General features: G+C 69.9%; 20 protein-coding genes. 8 read left to right on the top strand and 12 right to left on the bottom strand.

Features of this window, described 5'->3' with window-relative positions; genetic code table 11:
- The 3 genes from CLV43_RS40970 to glgB all read left to right on the top strand — a co-directional run.
- Window positions 1–858 (top strand): alpha-glucosidase C-terminal domain-containing protein (locus tag CLV43_RS40970; protein WP_211304800.1); only part of this gene is annotated, 858 nt, incomplete at its 5' end.
- Window positions 859–863: 5 nt separating this feature from the next.
- Window positions 864–2,192, top strand: coding sequence for a maltokinase N-terminal cap-like domain-containing protein (locus tag CLV43_RS40965; protein ID WP_106195383.1), 1,329 nt, complete (start codon window positions 864–866; stop codon window positions 2,190–2,192).
- A 7-nt stretch (window positions 2,193–2,199) separates the two neighbouring features.
- Window positions 2,200–4,413 (top strand): 1,4-alpha-glucan branching protein GlgB, encoded by a 2,214-nt coding sequence (gene glgB / locus CLV43_RS40960; RefSeq protein ID WP_106195323.1) that lies wholly within the window; start codon window positions 2,200–2,202, stop codon window positions 4,411–4,413.
- An 88-nt stretch (window positions 4,414–4,501) separates the two neighbouring features.
- Here the strand turns inward: glgB and CLV43_RS40955 are convergent, their stop codons facing one another.
- On the bottom strand, window positions 4,502–5,380 hold the full coding sequence (locus CLV43_RS40955; RefSeq protein WP_106195320.1) for a CPBP family intramembrane glutamic endopeptidase: 879 nt from the start codon (window positions 5,378–5,380) through the stop codon (window positions 4,502–4,504).
- A gap of 156 nt (window positions 5,381–5,536) precedes the next feature.
- A complete protein-coding gene (locus tag CLV43_RS40950; protein ID WP_106195317.1) occupies window positions 5,537–5,827 on the bottom strand; it encodes a hypothetical protein in 291 nt (96 codons plus the stop codon).
- Window positions 5,828–6,133: 306 nt separating this feature from the next.
- Between CLV43_RS40950 and cas6e the strand changes: the two genes are divergently transcribed.
- Together cas6e and CLV43_RS40940 are read left to right on the top strand one after the other, a co-directional pair.
- A complete protein-coding gene (cas6e, locus tag CLV43_RS40945; RefSeq protein ID WP_245887381.1) occupies window positions 6,134–6,934 on the top strand; it encodes a type I-E CRISPR-associated protein Cas6/Cse3/CasE in 801 nt (266 codons plus the stop codon).
- Window positions 6,935–7,762: 828 nt separating this feature from the next.
- On the top strand, window positions 7,763–9,151 hold the full coding sequence (locus tag CLV43_RS40940; protein WP_106195311.1) for a neutral zinc metallopeptidase: 1,389 nt from the start codon (window positions 7,763–7,765) through the stop codon (window positions 9,149–9,151).
- Here CLV43_RS40940 and CLV43_RS40935 read toward each other — a convergent pair whose 3' ends face one another.
- On the bottom strand, window positions 9,152–10,264 hold the full coding sequence (locus CLV43_RS40935) for a DUF6114 domain-containing protein (protein ID WP_106195309.1): 1,113 nt from the start codon (window positions 10,262–10,264) through the stop codon (window positions 9,152–9,154).
- Window positions 10,255–10,863, bottom strand: coding sequence for a DUF6230 family protein (locus tag CLV43_RS40930; protein WP_106195306.1), 609 nt, complete (start codon window positions 10,861–10,863; stop codon window positions 10,255–10,257). Before CLV43_RS40930 ends, CLV43_RS40935 begins: the two co-directional genes overlap by 10 nt.
- A 207-nt stretch (window positions 10,864–11,070) precedes the next feature.
- On the opposite strand from CLV43_RS40930, the gene CLV43_RS40925 reads away from it, so the two are divergent.
- The gene (locus tag CLV43_RS40925; RefSeq protein ID WP_245887377.1) at window positions 11,071–12,510 is read left to right on the top strand and encodes a neutral zinc metallopeptidase; all 1,440 of its coding nucleotides are present in this window, start codon (window positions 11,071–11,073) and stop codon (window positions 12,508–12,510) included.
- 43 nt (window positions 12,511–12,553) lie between these two features.
- Here CLV43_RS40925 and CLV43_RS40920 read toward each other — a convergent pair whose 3' ends face one another.
- The 4 genes from CLV43_RS40920 to CLV43_RS40905 all read right to left on the bottom strand — a co-directional run bounded on the left by CLV43_RS40920 (window position 12,554) and on the right by CLV43_RS40905 (window position 17,054).
- On the bottom strand, window positions 12,554–13,519 hold the full coding sequence (locus tag CLV43_RS40920) for a tetratricopeptide repeat protein (protein WP_425445799.1): 966 nt from the start codon (window positions 13,517–13,519) through the stop codon (window positions 12,554–12,556).
- A gap of 515 nt (window positions 13,520–14,034) precedes the next feature.
- Window positions 14,035–14,532 (bottom strand): hypothetical protein, encoded by a 498-nt coding sequence (locus tag CLV43_RS40915; protein WP_106195297.1) that lies wholly within the window; start codon window positions 14,530–14,532, stop codon window positions 14,035–14,037.
- Between the two features lie 55 nt (window positions 14,533–14,587).
- Window positions 14,588–16,321 carry a coenzyme B12-dependent isobutyryl-CoA mutase large subunit gene (gene icmA, locus CLV43_RS40910; protein ID WP_106195294.1) on the bottom strand — a complete coding sequence of 578 codons (1,734 nt, stop codon included), beginning with the start codon at window positions 16,319–16,321 and terminating at the stop codon, window positions 14,588–14,590.
- Between the two features lie 427 nt (window positions 16,322–16,748).
- Window positions 16,749–17,054, bottom strand: coding sequence for an MTH1187 family thiamine-binding protein (locus CLV43_RS40905; protein WP_106195291.1), 306 nt, complete (start codon window positions 17,052–17,054; stop codon window positions 16,749–16,751).
- A gap of 48 nt (window positions 17,055–17,102) precedes the next feature.
- On the opposite strand from CLV43_RS40905, the gene CLV43_RS40900 reads away from it, so the two are divergent.
- Both CLV43_RS40900 and CLV43_RS40895 read left to right on the top strand, forming a co-directional pair.
- Window positions 17,103–17,606, top strand: coding sequence for a MarR family winged helix-turn-helix transcriptional regulator (locus CLV43_RS40900; RefSeq protein WP_106195288.1), 504 nt, complete (start codon window positions 17,103–17,105; stop codon window positions 17,604–17,606).
- 41 nt (window positions 17,607–17,647) lie between these two features.
- Window positions 17,648–18,751, top strand: a complete 1,104-nt coding sequence (locus CLV43_RS40895) for an aminoglycoside phosphotransferase family protein (RefSeq protein ID WP_106195285.1) — start codon at window positions 17,648–17,650, stop codon at window positions 18,749–18,751.
- Here CLV43_RS40895 and CLV43_RS40890 read toward each other — a convergent pair.
- The 4 genes from CLV43_RS40890 to CLV43_RS40875 form a co-directional block, all read right to left on the bottom strand.
- Window positions 18,721–19,050, bottom strand: a complete 330-nt coding sequence (locus tag CLV43_RS40890; RefSeq protein ID WP_106195380.1) for a DUF3817 domain-containing protein — start codon at window positions 19,048–19,050, stop codon at window positions 18,721–18,723. The genes CLV43_RS40895 and CLV43_RS40890 overlap by 31 nt on opposite strands.
- A gap of 44 nt (window positions 19,051–19,094) precedes the next feature.
- Complete coding sequence (locus tag CLV43_RS40885; RefSeq protein ID WP_106195282.1) at window positions 19,095–20,141, bottom strand: ABC transporter permease; 1,047 nt, start codon at window positions 20,139–20,141, stop codon at window positions 19,095–19,097.
- Window positions 20,138–21,052: an ABC transporter ATP-binding protein gene (locus tag CLV43_RS40880; protein WP_106195279.1), complete on the bottom strand. Its 915-nt coding sequence runs from the start codon at window positions 21,050–21,052 to the stop codon at window positions 20,138–20,140. Before CLV43_RS40880 ends, CLV43_RS40885 begins: the two co-directional genes overlap by 4 nt.
- 169 nt (window positions 21,053–21,221) lie before the next feature.
- The gene (locus tag CLV43_RS40875; RefSeq protein WP_106195276.1) at window positions 21,222–22,199 is read right to left on the bottom strand and encodes an ABC transporter substrate-binding protein; all 978 of its coding nucleotides are present in this window, start codon (window positions 22,197–22,199) and stop codon (window positions 21,222–21,224) included.
- Window positions 22,200–22,204: the final 5 nt, after the last annotated feature.

Genomic DNA, 22,204 nt, shown 5'->3' with positions numbered 1-22,204 from the left:
CCGCGGATCTTCATGGCGGTGCGGCGGGAGTCGCGGTTCCCGATCTCGGAGATCCTGGCGCAGACGCCGGAGATCCCGACCGGTACGCAGTGGGGCATCTTCCTGCGCAACCACGACGAGCTCACGCTCGAGATGGTCACCGACGAAGAGCGCGACTACATGTACACCGAGTACGCCAAGGACCCGCGGATGAAGGCCAACATCGGCATCCGCCGCCGGTTGGCCCCGCTGCTGGAGAACGACCGCAACCAGCAGGAGCTGTTCACGGCGATGCTGCTGTCGCTGCCCGGCTCGCCCGTCCTGTACTACGGCGACGAGATCGGCATGGGCGACAACATCTGGCTGGGCGACCGCGACGCGGTGCGCACGCCGATGCAGTGGACCCCCGACCGCAACGCCGGCTTCTCCAGCTGCGACCCCGGCCGGATCTACCTGCCGGTGATCATGGACCCGATCTACGGCTACCAGGCGCTCAACGTGGAGGCGCAGCTCAACAACGCCTCCTCGCTGCTGAACTGGACCCGCCGGATGATCGAGGTGCGCAAGCAGCACCACGCGCTCGCCGAAGGCACCTTCATCGACCTCGGCGGGTCGAACCCGAGCGTGCTCGCCTACAAGCGGCGCTGGACGCGACCGGACGGGCACGAGGACATCGTGCTGTGCGTCAACAACCTGTCGCGCTTCCCGCAGCCGGTCGAACTTGACCTGTCCGAGCACCGGGGGACCACCCCGGTGGAGCTGACCGGCGGGGTCCACTTCCCCACCGTCGGCGAACTGCCGTACCTGCTCACGCTGCCCGGCCACGGGTTCTACTGGTTCCAGCTGGCCACCGTGGGCGACGACGGCGAATCGAGGTGAGCGACGTGACCGAACCCCAGGAACTGGTCGAGAAGCTGCTGACGGAGCTGCCGGGCTGGTTGCCCGCGCAGCGCTGGTTCGCGGGCAAGGACCGGCCGGTGGGCTCGGTCCGTCCACTCCGGACGACCGTGCTGCTCGAGGACCCGCTGCTCGTGCACCTCGTCGTCGAGGTGGAGCAGCAGGACCGGGTGGAGGCCTACCAGCTGCTGGTGACCGACCGCGAGGAGTCCTACGACGCGACCACCGACGGCGAGCTGACCGGCCACCTGCTGGACCTGATGGTGCGGGGTGGCGAGGTCGACGGGCTCGGCTTCGAGCACGAGCCGGACGCCGAGCTGACCGGTGGTCTGCGCGGGCGGCCCATCACCTCCGAGCAGAGCAACACGTCGATCATCTTCGGCAGCCAGTACATCCTCAAGCTGTTCCGCAAGCTCTCGTTCGGGCCGAACCCGGACCTGGTGCTGCACCGCGCGCTGCGCAAGGTCGGCTGCGAGCACATCGCGCAGCCGCTCGGCTCCATCACCGGCACGCTGGAGGGCCAGCCGATCACCATCGGCATGCTCCAGCAGTTCCTGCCGGACGCGGTCGACGGCTGGGCGATGGCGACGACGAGCGTGCGCGACCTGATGGCCGAGTCCGAGCTGCACGCCGACCAGGTGGGCGGCGACTTCGCGGGCGAGGCCAACCGGCTCGGGCAGGCGGTCGCCACCGTGCACGCCGACCTCGACCGGGCGCTCGGCCAGCACGACGCGGACGACGACGACATCCAGGGCACCGTGCGCGCGATGCACGCCCGGCTCGACGCGGTGGCCGCGATGGTCCCGGCGCTCGACCCGTTCGTGCCCGCGCTGCGCGAGGCGTTCGACAAGGCCGTGGACAACCAGGGCGCGATCGTCGTGCAGAACATCCACGGCGACCTGCACCTCGGTCAGGTGCTGCGCACCGTGCACGGCTGGCTGCTGATCGACTTCGAGGGCGAGCCCGCCGCGCCGGCCGCCGAACGGGCGGCGCTCAAGTCGCCGCTGCGCGACGTGGCCGGAATGCTGCGATCCTTCGACTACGCCGCGCACCAGCTCCTGGTCGGGCAGGAGGAGGATCCACTCCTGACGGAGCGGGCCCTGGAGTGGGCGCGCCGCAACCGCGCGGCCTTCTGCGAGGGTTACGCGGAGGCGGCGGCCGAGTCGGTCGGGGACCCCAGGCGGCACGGGGAGCTGCTGAGGGCCTTCGAGTTGGACAAGGCGGTCTACGAGGTCGCCTACGAGTACGCGAACCGGCCGGAGTGGTTGACGGTCCCGCTGTCGTCGATCGCCCGGATCACAGGAGAAGGAGCGTGACGGAATCGTGAACGCCAAACCGGCCGAACTCCCTGACGCCGCACCGTCGCCGAGCGATGTGGACCGGCTGCTGGCCGGAGCGCACCACGATCCGCACTCGGTGCTGGGCCTGCACCACGTCGGCACCGGCGTGGTCGCCCGAGCCCTCAGGCCGGGTGCCAAGTCGGTCGCCGTCGTGGCGGGCGACGAGAAGTGGGACCTGCCGCGCGTCGTCGACAGCCTGTTCGCGGGGAAGCTCCCCGAACACCCCGGCGACTACCGGCTGGAGATCGACTACGACGGTGACGTCGTCACCGTCGACGACCCGTACCGCTGGCTGCCGACCGTGGGCGAGCTGGACCTGCACCTGATCGGCGAGGGCCGCCACGAGCGGCTGTGGGACGTGCTCGGCGCGCACCACCGCGGCTACGACACGCCGTCCGGGCGCGTCGAGGGCACCTCGTTCGCGGTGTGGGCGCCGACCGCGCGCGGTGTGCGGGTGATCGGCGACTTCGACGGCTGGGACGGCCGCGCGAACCCGATGCGGTCGCTGGGCTCCTCCGGCGTGTGGGAGGTGTTCATCCCCGGCATCCCGGTCGGCACCAAGTACAAGTTCCGCATCCTCGGCGCGGACGGGGCGTGGCACGAGAAGGCCGACCCGATGGCGTTCGGCACCGAGGTGCCGCCGCAGACCGCGTCCGTCGTCACCGTCTCCGACTACACGTGGGGCGACGCCGAGTGGGAGGCCAAGCGCGAGGCCACGACGTGGATCAACGCGCCGGTCAGCACCTACGAGGTGCACCTCGGCTCGTGGCGGCCCGGTCTGGGCTACCGCGAGCTGGCCGAGCAGCTGGGCGACTACCTGGTGGAGACCGGGTTCACCCACGTCGAGCTGCTGCCGGTCGCCGAGCACCCGTTCGGCGGCTCGTGGGGCTACCAGGTCACCTCCTACTACGCGCCGACGTCCCGCTTCGGGTCGCCGGACGACTTCCGGTACTTCGTCGACACCCTGCACCAGCGGGGCATCGGCGTGATCGTCGACTGGGTGCCCGCGCACTTCCCCAAGGACAGCTGGGCGTTGGCGAAGTTCGACGGCACGGCGCTCTACGAGCACGCCGACCCGCGCCGCGGCGAGCAGCCCGACTGGGGCACGCTCGTCTTCGACTTCGGCCGCAACGAGGTCCGCAACTTCCTCGTCGCGAACGCGCTGTACTGGATCGAGGAGTTCCACCTCGACGGCCTGCGGGTCGACGCGGTCGCCTCGATGCTGTACCTCGACTACTCGCGCAAGGAAGGGCAGTGGCTGCCCAACCAGTACGGCGGCCGCGAGAACCTCGACGCCGTGCGGTTCATGCAGGAGCTCAACGCCACGGTCTACCGGCGCCACCCCGGCATCATGATGATCGCCGAGGAGTCGACCGCGTGGCCGGGCGTCACCAGGCCCACGCACCTGGGCGGCCTCGGGTTCGGGTTCAAGTGGAACATGGGGTGGATGCACGACACGCTCCACTACCTGGGCCGCGAACCGATCCACCGGTCGTTCCACCACAACGAGATCACCTTCTCGCTGGTGTACGCGTGGAGCGAGAACTTCGTGCTGCCGCTGTCGCACGACGAGGTCGTGCACGGCAAGGGCTCGCTGTGGCAGCGGATGCCGGGCGACTCGTGGAACAAGGCGGCGGGCCTGCGTTCGCTGCTGGCGTTCATGTGGGCGCACCCCGGCAAGCAGCTGCTGTTCATGGGCGGCGAGTTCGGCCAGCCCGAGGAGTGGTCGGAGTCCAAGTCGCTCGACTGGCACCTGCTCGACGACCCGCTGCACGGCGGTGTCCGCGCGCTGCTGGGCGACCTGAACCGCGTGTACAAGGGCTCGCCCGCGCTCTACAGCGCGGACAACAAGCCCGAGGGGTTCTCGTGGATCGACGCGAACGACTCCGCGGGCAACGTGCTGAGCTTCCTGCGCATCGGTGAGGACGGGTCGCACCTGGCGTGCGTCGCGAACTTCTCCGGCCAGCCACACCACGACTACCGGGTCGGCCTGCCGACCACCGGCAGGTGGCGCGAGGTCGTCAACACCGACTCCTCCGCCTACGGCGGTTCGGGGGTCGGCAACCTCGGCGTCGTCGAGGCGGAGGCGCACCCGTGGCACGGCCGCCCGGCTTCGGCGATCCTGCAGCTGCCGCCGTCCGGTGTGCTGTGGCTGGCGCCGGAGGACGAGCACGTCGTGATCGAGGACCCGCTGTAGCACCCGCCCACGCAGGAACGGCCGCCCCGAGGTCTCGGGGCGGCCGTTCTTCGTTTTCGCTTCGATGCCAGGGTTTCCCGGTCCGGTGTCAGGGGCGGGGACGGATCTGACCGGTGCGCACCGCCCGGCGCAGCAGCACCACCGCGGCCACCAGGCACACCACCAACGACACCAGGCTCGCCTCCGGGCCGAACCCACCACCGGTCAACGCCACCGGACCGGTCAACGAGGTGTGCAGCAACCCCTCCGGAGCCTGGTCCGAACCCGACACCACCGTGCCGAACACCCCGCCCTGCACCACGTTCCACGCGAAGTGCATCCCGATCGGGAACCACAACGACCGCGTCACCACGTAGGCCGCGGCCAGCATCGTGCCACCGGTCAACGCGATCGCCAACGTCCCCCACACCGTCGCGTTGCCGTTGACCAGGTGCGTCGCACCGAACAGCACCGACGACACCACCAGCGCCACCACGGTCCCCGCCCGCTCCTCCAGGATCCGGAACAGCACCCCGCGGAACAGCGCCTCCTCCATCACCGCGACACCCGTCATCGACCCGGCGATGCCCAGCGCCCCGAACACCGAACCCCACGACACCGTGTCGAACCCGCCGAACACCAGGATCAGCGCCATCACCGCGGTGAACAGGCCACCGCCGAGCAGCGCGCCCCGGCGCAGCCCCGACCACATGTCCCGGCGCGCCAGCTCGGGCACCTCCACCCGCCCCTCCACAGCCGTGGTCAACCGGCGGTAGACCAGCACCCCGGCCACCGCCAGGCCGATCCCGACCGGCAGGGCGAGCAGCGGGATAGGGGCGACGAGCTGGTTGACCGCGGCGAAGGCGACCATGACCGCGAACACCGCGACGAACAGGACCGGGAACCGGAACCGGCGCAACCGCGGGGCCCGCACGGAGGGCTCGGGGGTGGACCGGACGTCGTCCGAGGGGGTGAGGGTGCGCTCCATGGTTCCGACTCCTTGGGGGCTACCGGGCATCGACCTTGCACCACGAACGCTATGCAGATCGGCGCCCGGCCGAATCCCGCCGGAGCGGACACTTCCCGGTAGCTCGCACGGGGGACAAAGCCCGGCCGGACCGGCTCGCGCGGAGGAACAGCCTGGTCAGCGCAGCTCGACGAGCCGGTCGAGCACGGCCTCCAGGGTGCCCTCGGCCTCCCACACCGCGCACGGGCGGTTCTCCACCACCGACTGGCGGATCAGCCGCGCGGCCTGGGCGTCGGTGTCGGAACGGACGCGCAGGACGTCGAGCCACAGGCCGTTCTCGGTGAAGTAGACCAGTTCCTCCACGTCGTGCGGAGGGGTGGTGGAACGTTTCAACTGCACCCGCCAGCCGTGCACCTCGCAGAGGTGCTGAAGGCGCCCGATCTGGGCAAGTTGATCGAGGGTCAGCATCCCGACTGGTCCTGTTCCGTGCTCTGCCAGCGACGACGAGGTCGACGCGTCCACCAGTGTTCGGCAGTCGGAGGACCGCAGATACCACCGTCCCGTGGAATGTCGTTTTCTCGCCACCCCGCAGACAGGGGGTCGACACCCGCGAGGACGAGGAGTACAGGCCCGTCGGAGGCGCAAAACTGCGTAATGGACCGATAACTGGGTTAGACCAGTGCCCGGAAACCTTGCGACCAACGGGTGAAGTCGAACGCCCAACAGAGGCTCATCAGGGTTACCGCATAGGCATCCGAAACGGAATCTGATTACATGACCGATCTCGACGAATGCGACACGGCGGGGGCCGTGGAAGTCGATGGCAGACAACAGCAGTTTCCGACCACCCAAGACGTTTCCGCAGCCAGGGGGCTTCCGCCGCATTTATCGGGACCCATTGACTACGCTTATCGAATCGGGATTGTCGTGTTCCTCAGCACTCTGGCCATCAATGACCGGTCACGCGAGTTCCGCCGTGACCACGCCAACATCCACGACATGCACCGCACGGTGATGTCGGCGTTCCCCAACATCACCGAATCCACACCCGCCCGACAGGCCCACGCCGTGCTGTGGCGCCTGGACAGCACGAACGACGGGTACGTCCAGTACGTGCAGAGCCGCACAGAACCCGACTGGGGCCACTTACCCGCCGGCCACCTGACCGCACCCGCCGAGGTCCGCCCCCTCCGACCGGTGCTGGACGTGGTGGAACCAGGGCGGAAGCTGGCGTTCCGGATCGTCGCGAACCCGACGTGGTGCGAGGCGAAGTCGCGGAAACGGCTGGTGCACCGGGAACCGGAAAGGCAGGTGGAGTGGCTGATCCGGAAAGGACGACAACACGGGTTCGTGATCCCGGACGCCGGACCGGGACCGGACGTGGAACCTTCGCCGATCCCGACGCTGGTGGGGAGGAAGAACGCGGCGACGAAGATCACGGTGGAGGCGGTGAGGTTCGAGGGGCATCTGGTGGTGACGGATCGGGAGGCGTTCAGGGAGGCGGTCGTCGGGGGGATCGGGAGGGCCAAGGCTTATGGGTGCGGGCTGATCAGCGTGGAGCCTGCGGTGGCTTGATGTTGTGGGTGGTGGGTGGGGTTGTCTCACCGGGCCTGGCTTCCCGCCCCGGGAATCTCACCGCGCCCTGGTGGAGTCCGGTTCCAGCCCTCCTACCGCGTGAAGTTCGGCTCCCAGCCGTCCCACCCTGGGAAGCCCGGCCCCCGGCGCGCGATTGTCTCAATGCTTGATCTTGCTTGTCAAGACGATAGAGCTGTCTTGACAAGCAAGATCAAGCAGGAGGGCGCTGTGGATCGGGGGCAGAGGGGAGGTCTGGCTTCGCCAGCATCGAGCTGCGCTCGACACTGCATCCTCGGCTCCGCCGTCGGATAGGGCATCCGCGCTTCGCGGCGGACAGGGCATCGGCTGGCGCCGACGAGGCCCCAGGCGCTCCGCGCCGGATGCGCGCTGGCGGGCTGCGCCCAGTTGGGTCGCCCCCGCCCGCCGCCACCCCCTCCTTGTCCTTGTCCTTGTCGTTGTCCCAGCCCCCGTCCCCGCTCTTGTTCCCACCCCCGCCCTCGCCCTTGTTCCCTCCCCCGCCCCCTGCTTGTCCTTGTCCCGCCCCGTCCCCACCCTCGTCCTCGTCCCGCCCCCGTCCTCACCCTTGTGCCTGCGCCCCGTCCCCACCCTCGTCCTCGCCACAGCCCCTCCCCCTCCTCCTCCCTCCCCGTCCTCCTCACGCCCCGGCCCCGTCTCCGTCCCGCGCCCCGTCCCCCTAGTTCCCACCCCCGTCCTCGCCCTTGTCCTCGTGTTGCGCGTTGATAGGTAGACCGGATGGTTGGGGGTTTTGGGGTGGTGGCGTGACCAGGTTTGACGCCGAGTGGGCGGGAGTGCGGGCACAATGGTGCGATGCGACAGCGATCAGGACGGCTGGTCAGGCTCGCGGCGCTGGTGACGGCGGTCGCGACGGTCGGCAGTGGGTGCACGGTCGCGGTCAGCGGCCAGCCGAAGGCGGCCAGGGTCGTGGCGCGCGACACGAAGTCGACGAGCACGATCAACGGCAGTGACGGTGGACAGATCGACCAGTTGGCGGGTACCGCGCTGGCCGACATCGACCGGTTCTGGACCGATGAGTTCCCCGCGTCCTTCAACAAGCCGTGGACGTCGCTGTCCGGAGGGATCTTCTCCGTCGACACGGCGGACGCGAGCGCGAAGCCGCCGCCGTGCACGGAGAAGGCGTCCGACGTGGAGGGCAACGCGTTCTACTGCCCGTCTGCGGACGCGGTCGCCTACGACCGGGCGGCGTTGTTGCCGGTGTTGCAGAGCAAGTTCGGCGACGCGGCCGTGGTGATCGTGCTGGCGCACGAGATGGGGCACGCGGCGCAGAAGCGGATGGGCATCACGCCCGAGGCGGAGCGGGCGAACCCCGGCAAGTACCCGACGATCCTGACCGAGGCGATGGCGGACTGCTTCGCCGGGTCGTTCACGAAGTGGGTGAGCGACGGGAAGTCGAAGTCGTTGGACATCGGCCAGGACGCGCTGGACTCGGCGCTCGGCGCGCTGATCACGTTCCGCGACCCGGTGGGCACCTCGCCCAACGACCAGGCGGCGCACGGCAACGCTTTCGACCGGGTGTCGGCGTTCCAGGACGGGTTCCAGCAGGGCACGAAGTTCTGCGGGGCGATGACCGTGCAGAACCGGGTGTTCACCCAGCAGGCGTTCACCAGCGTCGACGACCGCGACCGCGGCGGCAACCTGCCGTTCGACCAGATGATCGACCAGCTGACCCCCAACCTGAACGGCTACTACCAGGGCGTGGTCACCTCGCTGGGCAAGACGTGGGTGCCGCCCAAGTCGACCGAGGTCACCTCGGAGCCGGACTGCGCGGGAGACCAGGGGCCGGTGGCGTTCTGCGCGGCGGACAAGTCCGTGGAGATCGACGTGAAGGGCGACCTGCCGAAGCTGCACGAGGAGATCGGCGACTACGCGACCGGCCTGCTGATGGCGAGCCGGTACGGGCTGGCGGCGCTGGCACAGGCGGGCAAGCCGACCGAGGGCTCCGGGGCGGGCCGCAACGCGCTGTGCATGGCGGGCGCGTACACGGCGACCGTGCTGAAGCCGCAAGGCGAGTTCGGCCTCTCCCCCGGTGACATGGACGAGGCGGTCCAGCTGCTGCTGGCCGGGAACTTCCCGACCCGCGACGCCAAGGGGAAGTCGGGACTGGAACCGGGGTTCGCACGCGTCGAGGTGTTCCGGACCGGCGTGTTCGACGGCGACAAGGCCTGCGGGATCCGCTGATCAGGACGTGCTGATGCGCGCGCCGGGGATCCTCAGCACGCCGCCGCGCAGGTCGGTGTTCTGCACGGTCACCTCGGTGAACGCGGCGAACGGGACGTTCAGCGGCGGCGGGTTGGCGGCGGTGTAGTCGACCGGGATCCTCAGGCCGAGGATGTCCAGGTTCCCCTTGAGCCGCAGGGTGAGCAGCTCGATCCGGCCCGAGTCGACCGTGGACACGCTGCCGGGCGCCGCCGCGGTGACGAGCGCGTGCCCGTCACCGAGGTCGGCGGTCTGCACCAGGTTCGTGATCTTCAGGCTGGTGGCGGTGAACCGCAGCACCTCCACCTGCCTCCCGTCGAGCGGGACCTCCCGGACACCGGTGAAGTCGAGGCCGCCGAGCTCCAACCTGCTGGCCTTCAGGGTCCAGGCCCGGTTCGCCGCCACCAGAGGGGTGTTGTCCTCCGGTGGCGGCAGCGGCTGGTCCTCCGACGGGGGCGGTGCCGACGGCTCGCTCGACGACGGCGGGACCGACGACGACGGTGGCGGTGTCGAGGGCGGTTCGGCCGTGGTCGAGGGCACCGACGAGGACGTCGGCGCCTGGCTGCTCGGCGGCGGCTCGGTCGAGGTCGGCGGTTGCAGCAGGACGAGGCCCACCAACGACAACGCGGCCAGCGGTGTCGCGGTCGACCCGTGCTTGCCCGTCCTCGACGCCTTCGCCTTGCGCGGCCGGTCCGTCCACGAGACGGCCAGCGCGCCGCCCAGCAGGCCCAGGACCGTGCCGACCAGGAACCCGCCGAGGTTCGTGGTCACCAGCGCGATCAGCGACAGCAGCACGGCCACGACACCCGCGGGGAACCGGAAGCCCGGCCGGAACCACAGCGCACCCGCGGCGATCTCCAGCAGGACGCCGATGAGCAGCGCGGACACCCCGCCGAACGTCTTGATCGAGATGACCAGGTCGCCCAGCCTCAGGTTGGCGTAGGGCGGCGCGAGGATGACCAGACCGGCCAGTCCGACGAACAGACCGGCCCAGAACGGCCTGGCCCGGCGCCACGCGCGGAAGGCGCGCCACGCCCTGTGCAGTCCGGACGACCGCCGCGGGGGCTGGTCGTCCGGACCGCCGTTCAGAAGCACTCCTGACGACCGGTGCGGACCGTGAGGCCCATACCCGTGAACTTGATCGTCTGAGCGGTCGTGCTCCACGCGGTCTGGTGCAGACCGGTGATCGTGGCGTTGTCGGCCTGCAGGCCGAACCCGCCCGCCTGGCCCTTGAGCCCGGCGGGGCCCTTGTCGAGCGAGCCCGCGTCCACCCCGATCTGCGGGTTGCCGAGGGTGAGGTCGCCGGTCAGGTCGGTGAGGTTGACGACCAGGTTGTCGGCCTGCATCCCCGCGACGTCCGCGGCGGTGATGCGCATCGTCACGTCACCGACGATCGGCAGGCCGGGGAGGAAGACGGACTGGCAGAACGTGTCGAGCGTGGCCTTGCGGAAGCCGTTCACGGCGACCGGGTGGGCCTGGCCCGACCCGGCGTCGATCCCGCCGAACTGCACGAACCCCTCACCGGTCAGGGTGTCCGCGGAGACCTTGAAGCTGCTGCCGGAGACCGCGAACGACGCCGCGAGCGCTCCTTGGGACATGCCGAACATCAGGGCACCGGCGCCGATCGCGCCGATGCCGAAGACGGCGACGAACCTGGCCCACCGGGTTCTCCCCGGCGAATCGTCCTCTGCCATACCGCTGGCTCCCTCTGCGTTGAAGGCTGGTGAGCGGAGACGTTCGCCCTACTCGCCAGTACGGGACAAGCAAAACGAGCCTGGGATGTCTAGAAATCATCCCCAGGGGTGAGGAAGGCTCACGGTTCGGTCTCGACCGCTGGGCCGGTTGAACCAAGTAGGGTGCGCAGCGCTGGCGAAAAGCGGACCGGAACGGGGGAGCCTGGGATGGCGCGGCGGGCTTGGCGAGGGGCGGCGCTCGTCGCGACGGTGTCGGTGGTCGGCCTGCTCGGGGCGTGCACGACGACCGTCGGCGGTCTGCCGAAGCCCGAGCGACCGGACATCAGCAAGGTCTCCGGCCTGGAGATCACCCAGGGCGAGAGCGGCGCGAAACCCGGTGTGCCGGACGCGGCGCTGCCCGTGGAGAACGGCGACGGCGGCGAGATGGACCGGCTCGCCGTGAACACCCTCGCCGACGTCGAGGAGTACTGGACCCAGCAGCTGCCGATGAACTTCGGCGGCCGCCGGTTCGAGCCGGTGAAGCGGCTCATCTCCTACGACTCCGGCGGCACCAGCGTCGACGTGTGCCGGACCAACACCGCGGGCGTCGCCAACGCGTTCTACTGCTCGCTCGACGACAGCATCGCCTGGGACCGCGGCGAGCTGCTGCCGATGCTCAACGACTCGTTCGGCCCGATGTCCGTGGTGACCGTGCTGGCCCACGAGACCGGCCACGCCGTGCAGTACAAGCTCGGCGACGCGAGCGGCATCACGACGAACACGCCGACGATCATCAAGGAGCAGCAGGCCGACTGCTACGCGGGCAACTTCTTCCGCTGGATCGCCGAGGGCAACTCCAAGCACTTCCGCCTCTCCACCGGGCCCGGCCTCAACCAGGTGCTGGCCACGATGTTCTTCATCCGCGACGCGGCGGGCACCAGCGCCGAGAAGCAGGGCGCGCACGGCAGCGCGTTCGACCGCGTGGCGGCGTTCCAGTTCGGCTTCGCGGGCGACCCCAAGCGGTGCGCCCAGATCAACGAGACCGAGATCAAGAGCCGGATCACCCAGCAGACGTTCAGCCCGGACGACGAGTCCAAGGGCCAGCTCCCGGTCGCCGAGCGCAAGAGCCTCGACGCGCTGGAGAGCAGCCTGCGCGACGCCTACAAGCAGACCGGCGCGGCCCCGCCCGCGTTCAAGGAAGGCCTCGGCGACTGCCCGGACGTGGAGAAGACCACGTCACCGGCGGCCTACTGCCCGAGCACCAACCAGGTGTCGCTCGACCTCGCCGAGCTCACCAGGATCGGGTCCGTGCCGAAGAAGGGCCAGACCGGCGGGCTCGGCGACTTCGCCGCGTTCGCCGAGATCGCCTCCCGGTTCGCCCTGTCGATCCAGAAGGCCACCGGCTACCCGCTGGACGGTCCCGCGGCGGGCCTGCGCACGGCGTGCCTGACCGGGGCGTGGGCCGGGACGACCACCAAGCCCACCTCCAGGCTGCGGCTGTCCGCGGGCGACCTGGACGAGGCCGTGGCCGAGCTGCTGGCCGACAAGAGCCTGGTCGCGGCCGACGTGAACGGCGCCGTCGTGCCGTCGGGGTTCGCTCGGGTCGAGGCGTTCCGCGACGGCTTCTTCGACGGCGACAAGGGCGTCTGCACCCGCAAGTACTCCTGAGCCCCCTGAGCCGGGGAGGGCCCGCGAGCCCTCCCCGCCGGACTCAGAAGAGCGCGCTGGCCAGGTTGCGGCGGGCCGCCGAGACCCTCGGGTCGTCGGCGGGGAACAGCTCGAACAACCCGACGAGGTGCTCGCGGACCTTGTTGCGGTCGTCGCCGTAGACCCGGCGGACCGTGTCGACGAGCCGCTTGAAAGCGCCCTCGACGTCCTGGTTCACGATCTCCAGGTCCGCCGCCGCCAGCTGCGCGTCGAGGTCGTCGGGCGCCGCGTCCGCACGCGCGACCGCGTCCTGGTCGATCGCCTCGGCACGGGCCGTGAAGCGGACCTGCACGAGAGCCGCCTTGGCCTCCTCGTTCGCGGGCTCCGCGGCGAGGATGGCCTCGTAGGCGGCCTCGGCCTTCGCGAAGTCACCCTCCTCGAACGCCTCCTCGGCCGCGACGAACCGCGGGTCCTCGGGCTCCTCCACCGGAGCGGGCGCACCGCCCGCGTTCGCCTCGGCGGCCGCGATACCGGGCAGCTTGTCGCGCAGGGCGTCGAGCAGCCGGGTGATCCACTGCCCGAACTCCGCCTGCGGCAACGGCCCGGAGAACGCGTCGATCGGCTGCCCGGCCGCGACGGCCACGACGGTCGGCACGGACTGCACGCCGAACGCCTGCCCGATCCGCGGACTCGCGTCCAAGTCGACCTTGGCGAGGATCCACGCGCCACCGGACTGCCTCGCGGCGGCCTCCAGGACCGGCGAGAGCTGCTGGGCCTCAGGACTCCAGGTCGCGGTCAGCTCGACCACCACCGGGATCTCCATCGACCGCTCCACCACCGCCTGGAAAGTGGCCTCGGTGACTTCGAGAACCCACGGACTCGGCGCCGAAGCCGGGCCTCCGGTGGGTGTTGACTGCGCGGCGGGCCGCTGCCGGGCCGCGTCGGCGCGCGCCTTGAGCGCGCCCAGGTCCACCGCCCCGGACAACGCGGCGGACAGTGCTGCGGTTTTACGAGGGTCTGGCCTTGTCACGTCGTCCATCCTGGCACGAGCGGGTGAGGGCCGGTGCACGGACCGGGTGGAGTGGCACAGGATTGCGCCGCACGAGCACCGGGAGTTCACCGGACCGTGTCTCCCGCGGGGTGGGGAGTTCTGGTATTGGGTGTTCGGCGGTGGGGGTGGTGGGGGGCGCACGGTGACGGTGCCGCGGACTCTGGGGGGTGTCGGTGCAGCGGACTCCGGGGGTGTCGCTACAGCTGTCTCCGGGTGCGGTCGGCTTGACTTGGGGCCCCTTTTTTGGGCTTCGTCGGGCGAAAAAGGGCAGGTGGTAGAGCCTGCCCGCCGCCGCAAGTCTAAGCCCAAAAACCCCAAGTCAAGCCGACCGCACGAGCGGACGAGCATGCTCGCTTCCAGCATCGTTGGGTAAGGCGGCTTGTCGCATCCAGCGTCGTGGGCCGTTGGCTTTGGTTCCAGCGTCGATGGGCCGCTTGTGTGCTGCTTCCAGCGTCGTTGGGTTGGTGGCTGGCTAGGCGGGCGGGCTTGGGGTGTTAGCTGCTGGTGTCGAGGGCGATTTCGGTGCTGGCTTCGCCTGTGCCGGGGCCGGTTGCTTTGGCGGTGATGGTGCCCCGTGCGGTTTCCTTGACGCTGGAGGTCACCTTCAAGGGGGACCACTTGCCGTTGGTGGCGTTTGTGCACAGCAGGCCGGTGTCGCTGTCCTGGCACGACCAGCCGTCGCCGTCGGTGGTGGTGACGTCCAACTGCGGCAGGGGCAGTGTGACGGCGACGGCTAGCACCTCGCCAGAAGACTCCCCGGCGATCACGATGCTGAAGTCGAACGATCCACCGTGGACGTACCAGGCGCCGGTGTTGTCCAGGGCGACCCCGCGCCCCTTCTCCAGCGACACGTCGAGATCGCCCGACGGGGCGGAGGTCGTCGTGGTGGTTTCCGAAGGCGGGGTCGGTGTGGTGGAAGGAGATCCGCCGGTTCCGCCGCCCGCGCAACCGGCGAGCGCGAACAGCACCGCGAAACCGAGGATCGTTCGCATGTGAGCTCCTGTCAACGTTGTGGACCATCAACAATGGCACAACGAACGGCGCTCGTCAGAAGCGGGCGGGCTCGGTGTAGCCGCCCCACTCCTCCTTGAGGACGTCGCAGATCTCGCCGAGCGTGGCTTCTACGCGGGCGGCTTCGAGCATCGGTTCGATGAGGTTGCCGGAACCGCGGGCGACCTCGACCATCCGCGCCAGCGCGCGGTCGACGGCGGTCTGGTCGCGGGAGGCGCGGCGGGCGGCGAGGACGCGGTTCTGCTCGCGTTCGACCTCGTGGCTGACGCGGAGGATCTCCAGGTTCTCGGAGATGGACTCGGTGTGGACGTTGACGCCGACGACCTTCTTGTCGCCCTTCTCCAATGCGACCTGGTAGGTGAACGCCGAGTCGGCGGTCTCGCCGGTGAACCAGCCGTCCTCGATGCCGCGCAGGATGCCGGACGTCATCTCGCCGATCTCGTGCTCGCCGGACGGGACGGCGACGGCGGCCATGTCCTTGATCCGGTCGAAGATCTTCTCGGCCTCGGCCTCGATCTTGTCGGTGAGCGCCTCGACGTACCAGGAGCCGCCGAGCGGGTCGGCGACGTTGGCGACGCCGGTCTCCTCCATGATCACCTGCTGGGTGCGCAGCGCGATCTGGGCGGCCTTCTCGCTCGGCAGTGCGAGCACCTCGTCCAAAGCATTGGTGTGCAACGAGTTCGTGCCGCCGAGGACGGCGGCGAGCGCTTCGACGGCGGTGCGGACGATGTTGTTGTCGGGCTGCTGGGCGGTCAGCGAGACACCCGCGGTCTGGGTGTGGAACCGGAGCTGCTGCGCCTTCGCCGTCGTGGCGCCGTACACGTCGCGCATCCACCGGGCCCAGATCCGCCTGGCGGCGCGGAACTTCGCGATCTCCTCGAAGAAGTCGAGGTGCGAGTCGAAGAAGAAGCTCAGGCCCGGCGCGAACTTCTCGATGTCGAGACCCCGCGACAGACCCAGCTCGACGTAGCCGAAACCGTCGGCGAGCGTGAACGCCAGCTCCTGCGCGGCCGTCGCACCGGCCTCGCGGATGTGGTACCCCGACACGGAAAGCGGCTTGTACGCCGGGATGTTGTCCTGGCAGTACGCCATCAGGTCGCCGATCAGCCGCAGGTGCGGCTCGGGGGCGAACAGCCACTCCTTCTGGGCGATGTACTCCTTGAAGATGTCCGTCTGCAACGTGCCGTTGAGCTTGGAGATGTCCGCGCCCTGGCGTTCGGCGGCGACGAGGTACATCACGAAGACCGGGACGGCGGGGCCGGAGATGGTCATCGACGTGGTGACCCGCTCCAGCGGGATGTCGCCGAACAGGACGTCCATGTCCGCGGCGGAGTCGATCGCCACGCCGCAGTGGCCGACCTCGCCGAGCGAGCGCGGGTCGTCGGAGTCCTTGCCCATCAACGTGGGCATGTCGAACGCGACCGAGAGACCGCCACCGCCGCGCGCCAGGATCATCTTGTAGCGCTCGTTGGTCTGCTCGGCGTTGCCGAAGCCCGCGAACTGGCGGATGGTCCAGTTCTTGCCGCGGTACCCGGTGGCGTGCAGGCCGCGGGTGAACGGGAACTCGCCCGGCCAGCCGATGCGCTCGAAACCCTCGACGGTCTCACCGGGACGAGGACCGTAGACGGGGTCGACCTCGACACCGGAGAGGGTGGTGAAGTCGGCGTCGCGCACCCGGCCGGTGGACTCGGCCTTGGCGTAGGCGTCCTGCCAGCGCCGGTGGCCGGCCTGGTGGTCGGCGTGGTCGGCGTCGTAACCGGGAGCTGGCATGGCGGTCTCCGCATCGTCGTCGATGCATTGGATAGTAGGACGTCCGACTATTGGGCGCCATTGGGTTGGAGGGGATGGTGTTGGGGGTCACAGGGGGATGTTTGAGCTGCTGTGGGGGTGTCGGTGTGGTGGTCTTCGGGAGTGTCGCTTCCACGGACTACGGGGGTATCGCTACAGCGGACCTGGGTGCGGTCGGCTTGACTTGGGGCCCCTTTTTTGGGCTTCGTCGGGCGAAAAAGGGCAGGTGGTAGAGCCTGCCCGCCGACCGATTTTAAGCCCAAAAACCCCAAGTCAAGCCGACCGCACTAGCGGACGAGCACCGCTCGCTTCCAGCTGGGTTGGGCCGCTTGTTGGCCGCTTCCAGCGTTGTTGGGCAGCTGACCATTGGTTAGTGGCTGGTTGCTCGTTGCCGGGTTGTGGTTTCTGGTCAGGTGGGGTCGTTGTTGAGGTGGGCTTCCACTCGGGCGACCTTGGCGGTGAGTTGGCCGGTGAAGCCGGGGCGGATGTCGGCTTTGAGGACGAGGCTGACGCGGGGGGCGGTGGATTGGATGGCTTCGGTTGCGCGTTTGACGACTGCCATGACTTCGTCCCAGTCGCCTTCGACGAGGGTGAACATGGCGTTGGTCTCGTTGGGCAGGCCGGAGTCGCGGACGACTCGGACTGCTTCGGCGACCGCCTTGGCGACGCTGTCGGAGTCGCCGCCGAGTGGACTGACGCTGAACGCGATGAGCACGCGTGCCTCCTGGACCTGTCACTAGTACCCACTGGTAGCTTCGGCGCCATGACGCCCCAGCCACTGCCTTTCGACCCGATCGCACGAGCGGCCGAGCTGTGGGAGAAGCGGATCGGACCGGCGACTTCGATGGCGGCGGTCACGAGCGTCATGCGGGTACAGCAAATCATCCAGTCGGCTGTCGACGCGGCGCTGAAGCCGCACGGGTTGACGTTCGCGCGGTACGAGGCGCTGGTGCTGTTGACGTTCTCCAAGGTGGGCAGCCTGCCGATGCGGGTGATGGGTGAGCGGTTGCAGCTGCACCCGACGAGCGTGACCAACATCGTGGACCGGTTGGAGGCCGACGGGCTGGTGCGGCGCAACCCGCACCCGACCGACCGGCGCACGACGCTGGTCGAGATCACCGAGGCGGGGCGGACGCGGCGGGAGGTCGCGACCGAGGCGGTGACCGGGGTGGACTTCGGGCTGCGGGGGCTGACCGACCGGCAGACCGAGCAGCTGACCGACCTGCTGGCGAAGGTGCGGCGGGCGGTCGGGGACTTCGAGGACTAAATGCGTCGCGCGGCCGGGGGCGGTTCGGCCACCCTGTGCGGATGCGCGAGGTCATAGCCCTGGTCACGGTCGGCGGCGAGTACGCGGGAGCCCTCGGGCCGTTCACCGTGGGGAGCCGGTGGTGGTCGGACGTCGAACTGGTGACCGAGCACCTGGAACGGGTGCTGGGGGTGCCGACGAGCGTGCTGCGCCTGGTGGAGGGCGTCGGCGAGGGCACCCACGGGGGCACAGCGACCTACCAGGTGGAGGCGCACGGGGAGCCGGACCGGAGCGCGCTGGTCACCGAGCCCGTCCACGCGTTCCCGGACACCCCGCTGCGGCTGCCGTGGGCGAAACCCGGTGGGCCGGCCGAGCTGCTGGCGTGGGCCGGGGAGCACGTCACCAGGACGGGTGAGGTGCGGCAGAAGAAGACGTGGAACCTGTCCTGCGTGTTCTGGATCGAGACCGGCGCCGGACGGGTGTGGGTCAAGGCCCTGCCGCCGTTCTTCGCCGCCGAGCCGATCGCGCTGCGGCTGGTGTCCGGGCTGGACCCGACCCTGGTGCCCGAGGTGGTCGCGACCGCGCCGCTGCGGGTGCTGCTGGCGGACGCCCCCGGCGCGCCCTGCTGGGCGCCCACGCCGGAGCAGATCCGGTCGGTGGTGCCGAGGCTGGTGGCGGTCCAGGCGGCGCTCGCGGGCGAGCGGCACCCCGGCCTGCCGGAGGTGCCGAACTGGTCACCCGAGGTCGACGGCTCCCGCGAACGGGCGGACGCGCTGCTCGGCACCGGGCTGCCCGCGACGCTGCTGCACGGGGACTTCCACCCCGGCAACTGGCAGTCCGACGGCACCACCCACCAGGTGATCGACTGGGCCGACGCGCACTGGGGGCACCCGGCGCTGGACGCGGCGCGGCTGTGGACCTACCTCGTGCCGGAGATCCGGCCGCTGCTCGCCGAGGTGTGGACGGCGGCCTGGCTGGAGCACGTGCCGGACAGCGACCCCGCCGCCGCGCTGGAGCTGGCGATCCCGCTGGTGCACGTGTTCAACGCGGTCCGCTACCGGGAGTTCCAGGCGAACATCGAGGAGAGCGAGCAGGTCTACCACTCCGGGGACCCGGAGTACGAGATCCGCCGGGCTCAGGCGGCGCTGTCCTCGGCGCCCGCCTGACCGTCCAACCTGCCGGTCCGGCCAGCCCAGCGCTCGAACACGACCGTGCCGAACGGCGGGATGCTCGCCAGCAGCGCGAGGAACGCGGTGCGCCGCTCCCAGCGCAGCTGGACGCTCGCGAACAGCGCGGCGACGACGTACCCGACGAAGACCACACCGTGGATCGGCCCGAAGACCTTCACACCGATCTCGTTCTCGACCAGCGCGTACTTGAAGAGCATGCCGATCAGCAGACCGGCCCAGGACACCGCCTCGGCCATCGCGAGCAGGCGGAAGCGACCGACGGAGCTGGTGAGCATGCCGTCCATTGTGCGGCGTGAGCGCGCTCACCAGCCCCTCGGGGTCAGTCCTCCCAGCGGAACACGCGGGAGGCGACGAAGCCGACCACGAGCGTGAAGCCGACCAGCACCGCGGACGGCACGACGAGCGCGCCGATCCCCTTGCCGCGCACCAGGATGTCGAGCATCCCGTCGTTCATGTGCCGCAGCGGCAGCACCTTCGACACCGCCTGGAGCCAGCCGGGCGCGTTCTCGATCGGGAAGAACGTGCCGGACAGGAACGACATCGGCAGCACGAGCATGTTCGCCGCGCCGCTCGCGGCCTCCTCCGACTTGCAGAACGCGCCGACCAGCATGCCGATCGCGAAGAACGCCAGGGTGCCCAGCACGAGCAGAGGCAGCGCCGGGTACCAGTCGCCGGACAGCTTGAGCCCGAACGGCGGGGTCGACGCGACGGCCACGAACAGCGCCGCCTGGAGCACCGCCACACCCACGCTGACCACGACCCTGGAGGTCAGGACGGTGAACGCGCTGATCGGGGCCAGCCGGATGCGGCGCAGCACCTGCTTCTTGCGCCACGACACCAGCGTCAGCGCGGACCCGAACACCGCGGAGATCGACACGCCCCAGGACAGGATGCCGGGCGTCAGGTACTGGATCGGCTTGAGCGAGGCGTCCTCGACCGGCTGCTGGTCCAGCCTGAACGCGGGCGGCTGTCCGGTGGCGCCGAGGTTGACCTTGTCGACCACGCCGGACACGAGCCCGTTCACGGTGCCCGCCGCGACCTGGTCGCTGGCGGCGAACCGCAGCCGGACGTCGTTGCCGCTGAGGATGAGCGCGGCGGGCAGGTCGCCGTCCTTGACCTTGTCGACGGCGGCCTGCTGGTCGTCGAACCGCTGCACCTCCACGGCCCCGGTCCGCTCCAGCGCGGCCACCACCGGCCCGTCGCCGACCACGGCCAGCTTGATCTTGTCCGCGCCGGAGTCCCGGAACAGCAGCCCGAAGACCACCAGGAACATCAGCGGGAACACGAACATGAAGAACAGGGCCATCCGGTCCCTCAGGAACCCCTTGACCATCGCCACGGACAGGCTCTTGAACGCGGTGCTCATGCCCGGTACTCCCGTCCGGTGAGGTCGAGGAAGACGTCCTCGAGGGTCGCGGTCCGCACCTGGAGGCCGTCGAGCGCGCCGCGCTCGGCCAGGGCCGACAGCACCACGGCGGGCTTGCGCGTGGAGATCGTCATCGACGCGTCCTCCTCGTGCACGTCGTCGACGCCCTCGATCCCGCGGGCGGTCTCGGCGGGCAGAGCGCCGGGCTGCAGGGTGATCCGGGTCGGCGCGTCCAGGCCGCGGACGAGCGCGGCGGGCGAGTCCATCGCCAGCACCCGGCCCCGGTCCATGATCGCGACCCGGTCGCAGAGGATCTCGGCCTCGTCCAGGTAGTGCGTCGTGTAGACGATGGTCTTGCCGCGCGCCTGGATGGCCCGCAGCACGTCCCAGAGGTTGCGCCGCGCCTGGGGGTCCAGGGCGGCGGTCGGCTCGTCGAGGAACACGACGTCCGGGTCGTGCACCAGCGCGCAGGCGATGGACAGCCGCTGGCGCTGGCCGCCGGACAGCTTGTTCTCCTGCACGTCGGCCTTGTCCAGCAGCCCGACCAGCTCGAGCATGTCGGCCACGATCGACTTGCTCACCCCGTAGAGCGAGCCGAAGGTCTCCAGCTGCTCGCGCGCCGTCAGCTTCTCGAAGAAGCTCGACGCCTGCAGCTGCACGCCGACCCTCGGCAGCAGCTTGAGGTTGCGCGGCCACGGGCTCTCGCCCAGCAGCGCCACCGTGCCCGCGTCGGGTTCGCGCAGTCCTTCCACGATCTCGAGCGTCGTCGTCTTCCCGGCGCCGTTGGGCCCCAGGATCCCGAAGAACTCCCCCTCGTCGACGGTGAACGACACCCCGTCGACCGCTTTCAGCTCGCCGTAGCTCTTGCGGATGTCCACCGCTTCCACGGCGAACGCGCGTACCCCTGTCATGCGTGGACCGTAGGCGGTGCGGGCACCGACCGGTCACCGGATCGACGAAAGTCGCACCACATCAAGACTCCGGCCGCTCACGCCGTGCGACCGACCGACTACCCGACCCCGAGGGCGGTCGGGGTGGGCCGGGGCGCTTCCTCGCCGCCCCGGCCCACCCCGGCACCCGTCAGCAGGCCTGCTTGTAGAAGTACTTCTCGTTGGCCGACGCGTCGGCCTTGGTGATGGCCACCAGGTCGGTCTCGGTGTCCCTCTTGACTTCCTTGCCCTCGATCGCGGCCACGGCCCGCTCGACCCCGAGCTTCCCGATGGTCGCCGGGTCCTGCGCGATCAGCGCCTGCACCACCCCTGCCTGCAGGTCCTGCACCTGCTTGGGGCTCGCGTCGAACCCGACGAGGTTGACCGCACCGGTCTTGCCCGCGTTGCGCAGACCCGTGGCCGCGCCCTCACCGGTGTTCAGGTTGGTGGCGAACACGCCGATCAGGTCCGGGTTCGCCGACAGCGTCGCCGTCACCTTCGACGCGGCCTGGTCGGGCTCGTTGTCGGTGTACTGCTGCCCCAGGTACTTCAGGTTCGGGTACTTCTTGATCGCCGTCTCGAACCCCTTGGCCCGCGCGTCGGTGGTCGACGTGCCCGCCTTGGTGTTGAGCACCAGCACCGACCCCGGCTTGTCGCCGACCAGCTTCGCCAGGGTCTCGGCCGCCTTCTCGCCGCCCTGCTCGTTGTTCGACGAGATCGTGGCCGACGCGATCGAGGTGTCCTGGAGCTTGGTGTCCACCTCGACGACCTTGATCCCGGCGTCCTTGAGCTGCTTCATCGGCCCGGCCAGCGCCTTGTCGTCCGTCGGCGCGATCAGCACGGCCGCGGGCTTGTTGGCCAGCACGCCCGTCACGATCGGCGTCTGCAGGGGCGCGTCGAACTTGGCGGGCGCCTGCACGTCCACCTCGTACCCGGCGGACTTCGCGGCCTCCCGGAAGCCGCACTCCATCGAGATGTAGAACGGCTCGGCCGCCACACCGGGGATCAGCACCATCTTCTTGGCCGTGCTGGTCGACCCCGAGTCGCCGATCTGCCCGCTGCTCCCGCACGCCGTCAGCAGCAGGGCCGCGGCGGCGAGTCCCAGAGTGCGAACTGTCCTCTTTGACACGTTCT

The organism is Umezawaea tangerina (genome assembly GCF_003002815.1).
Lineage (GTDB): Bacteria > Actinomycetota > Actinomycetes > Mycobacteriales > Pseudonocardiaceae > Umezawaea > Umezawaea tangerina.
Note: the sequence above shows the minus strand (reverse complement) of the source record. Positions and strands in the feature narration are given on the sequence as shown.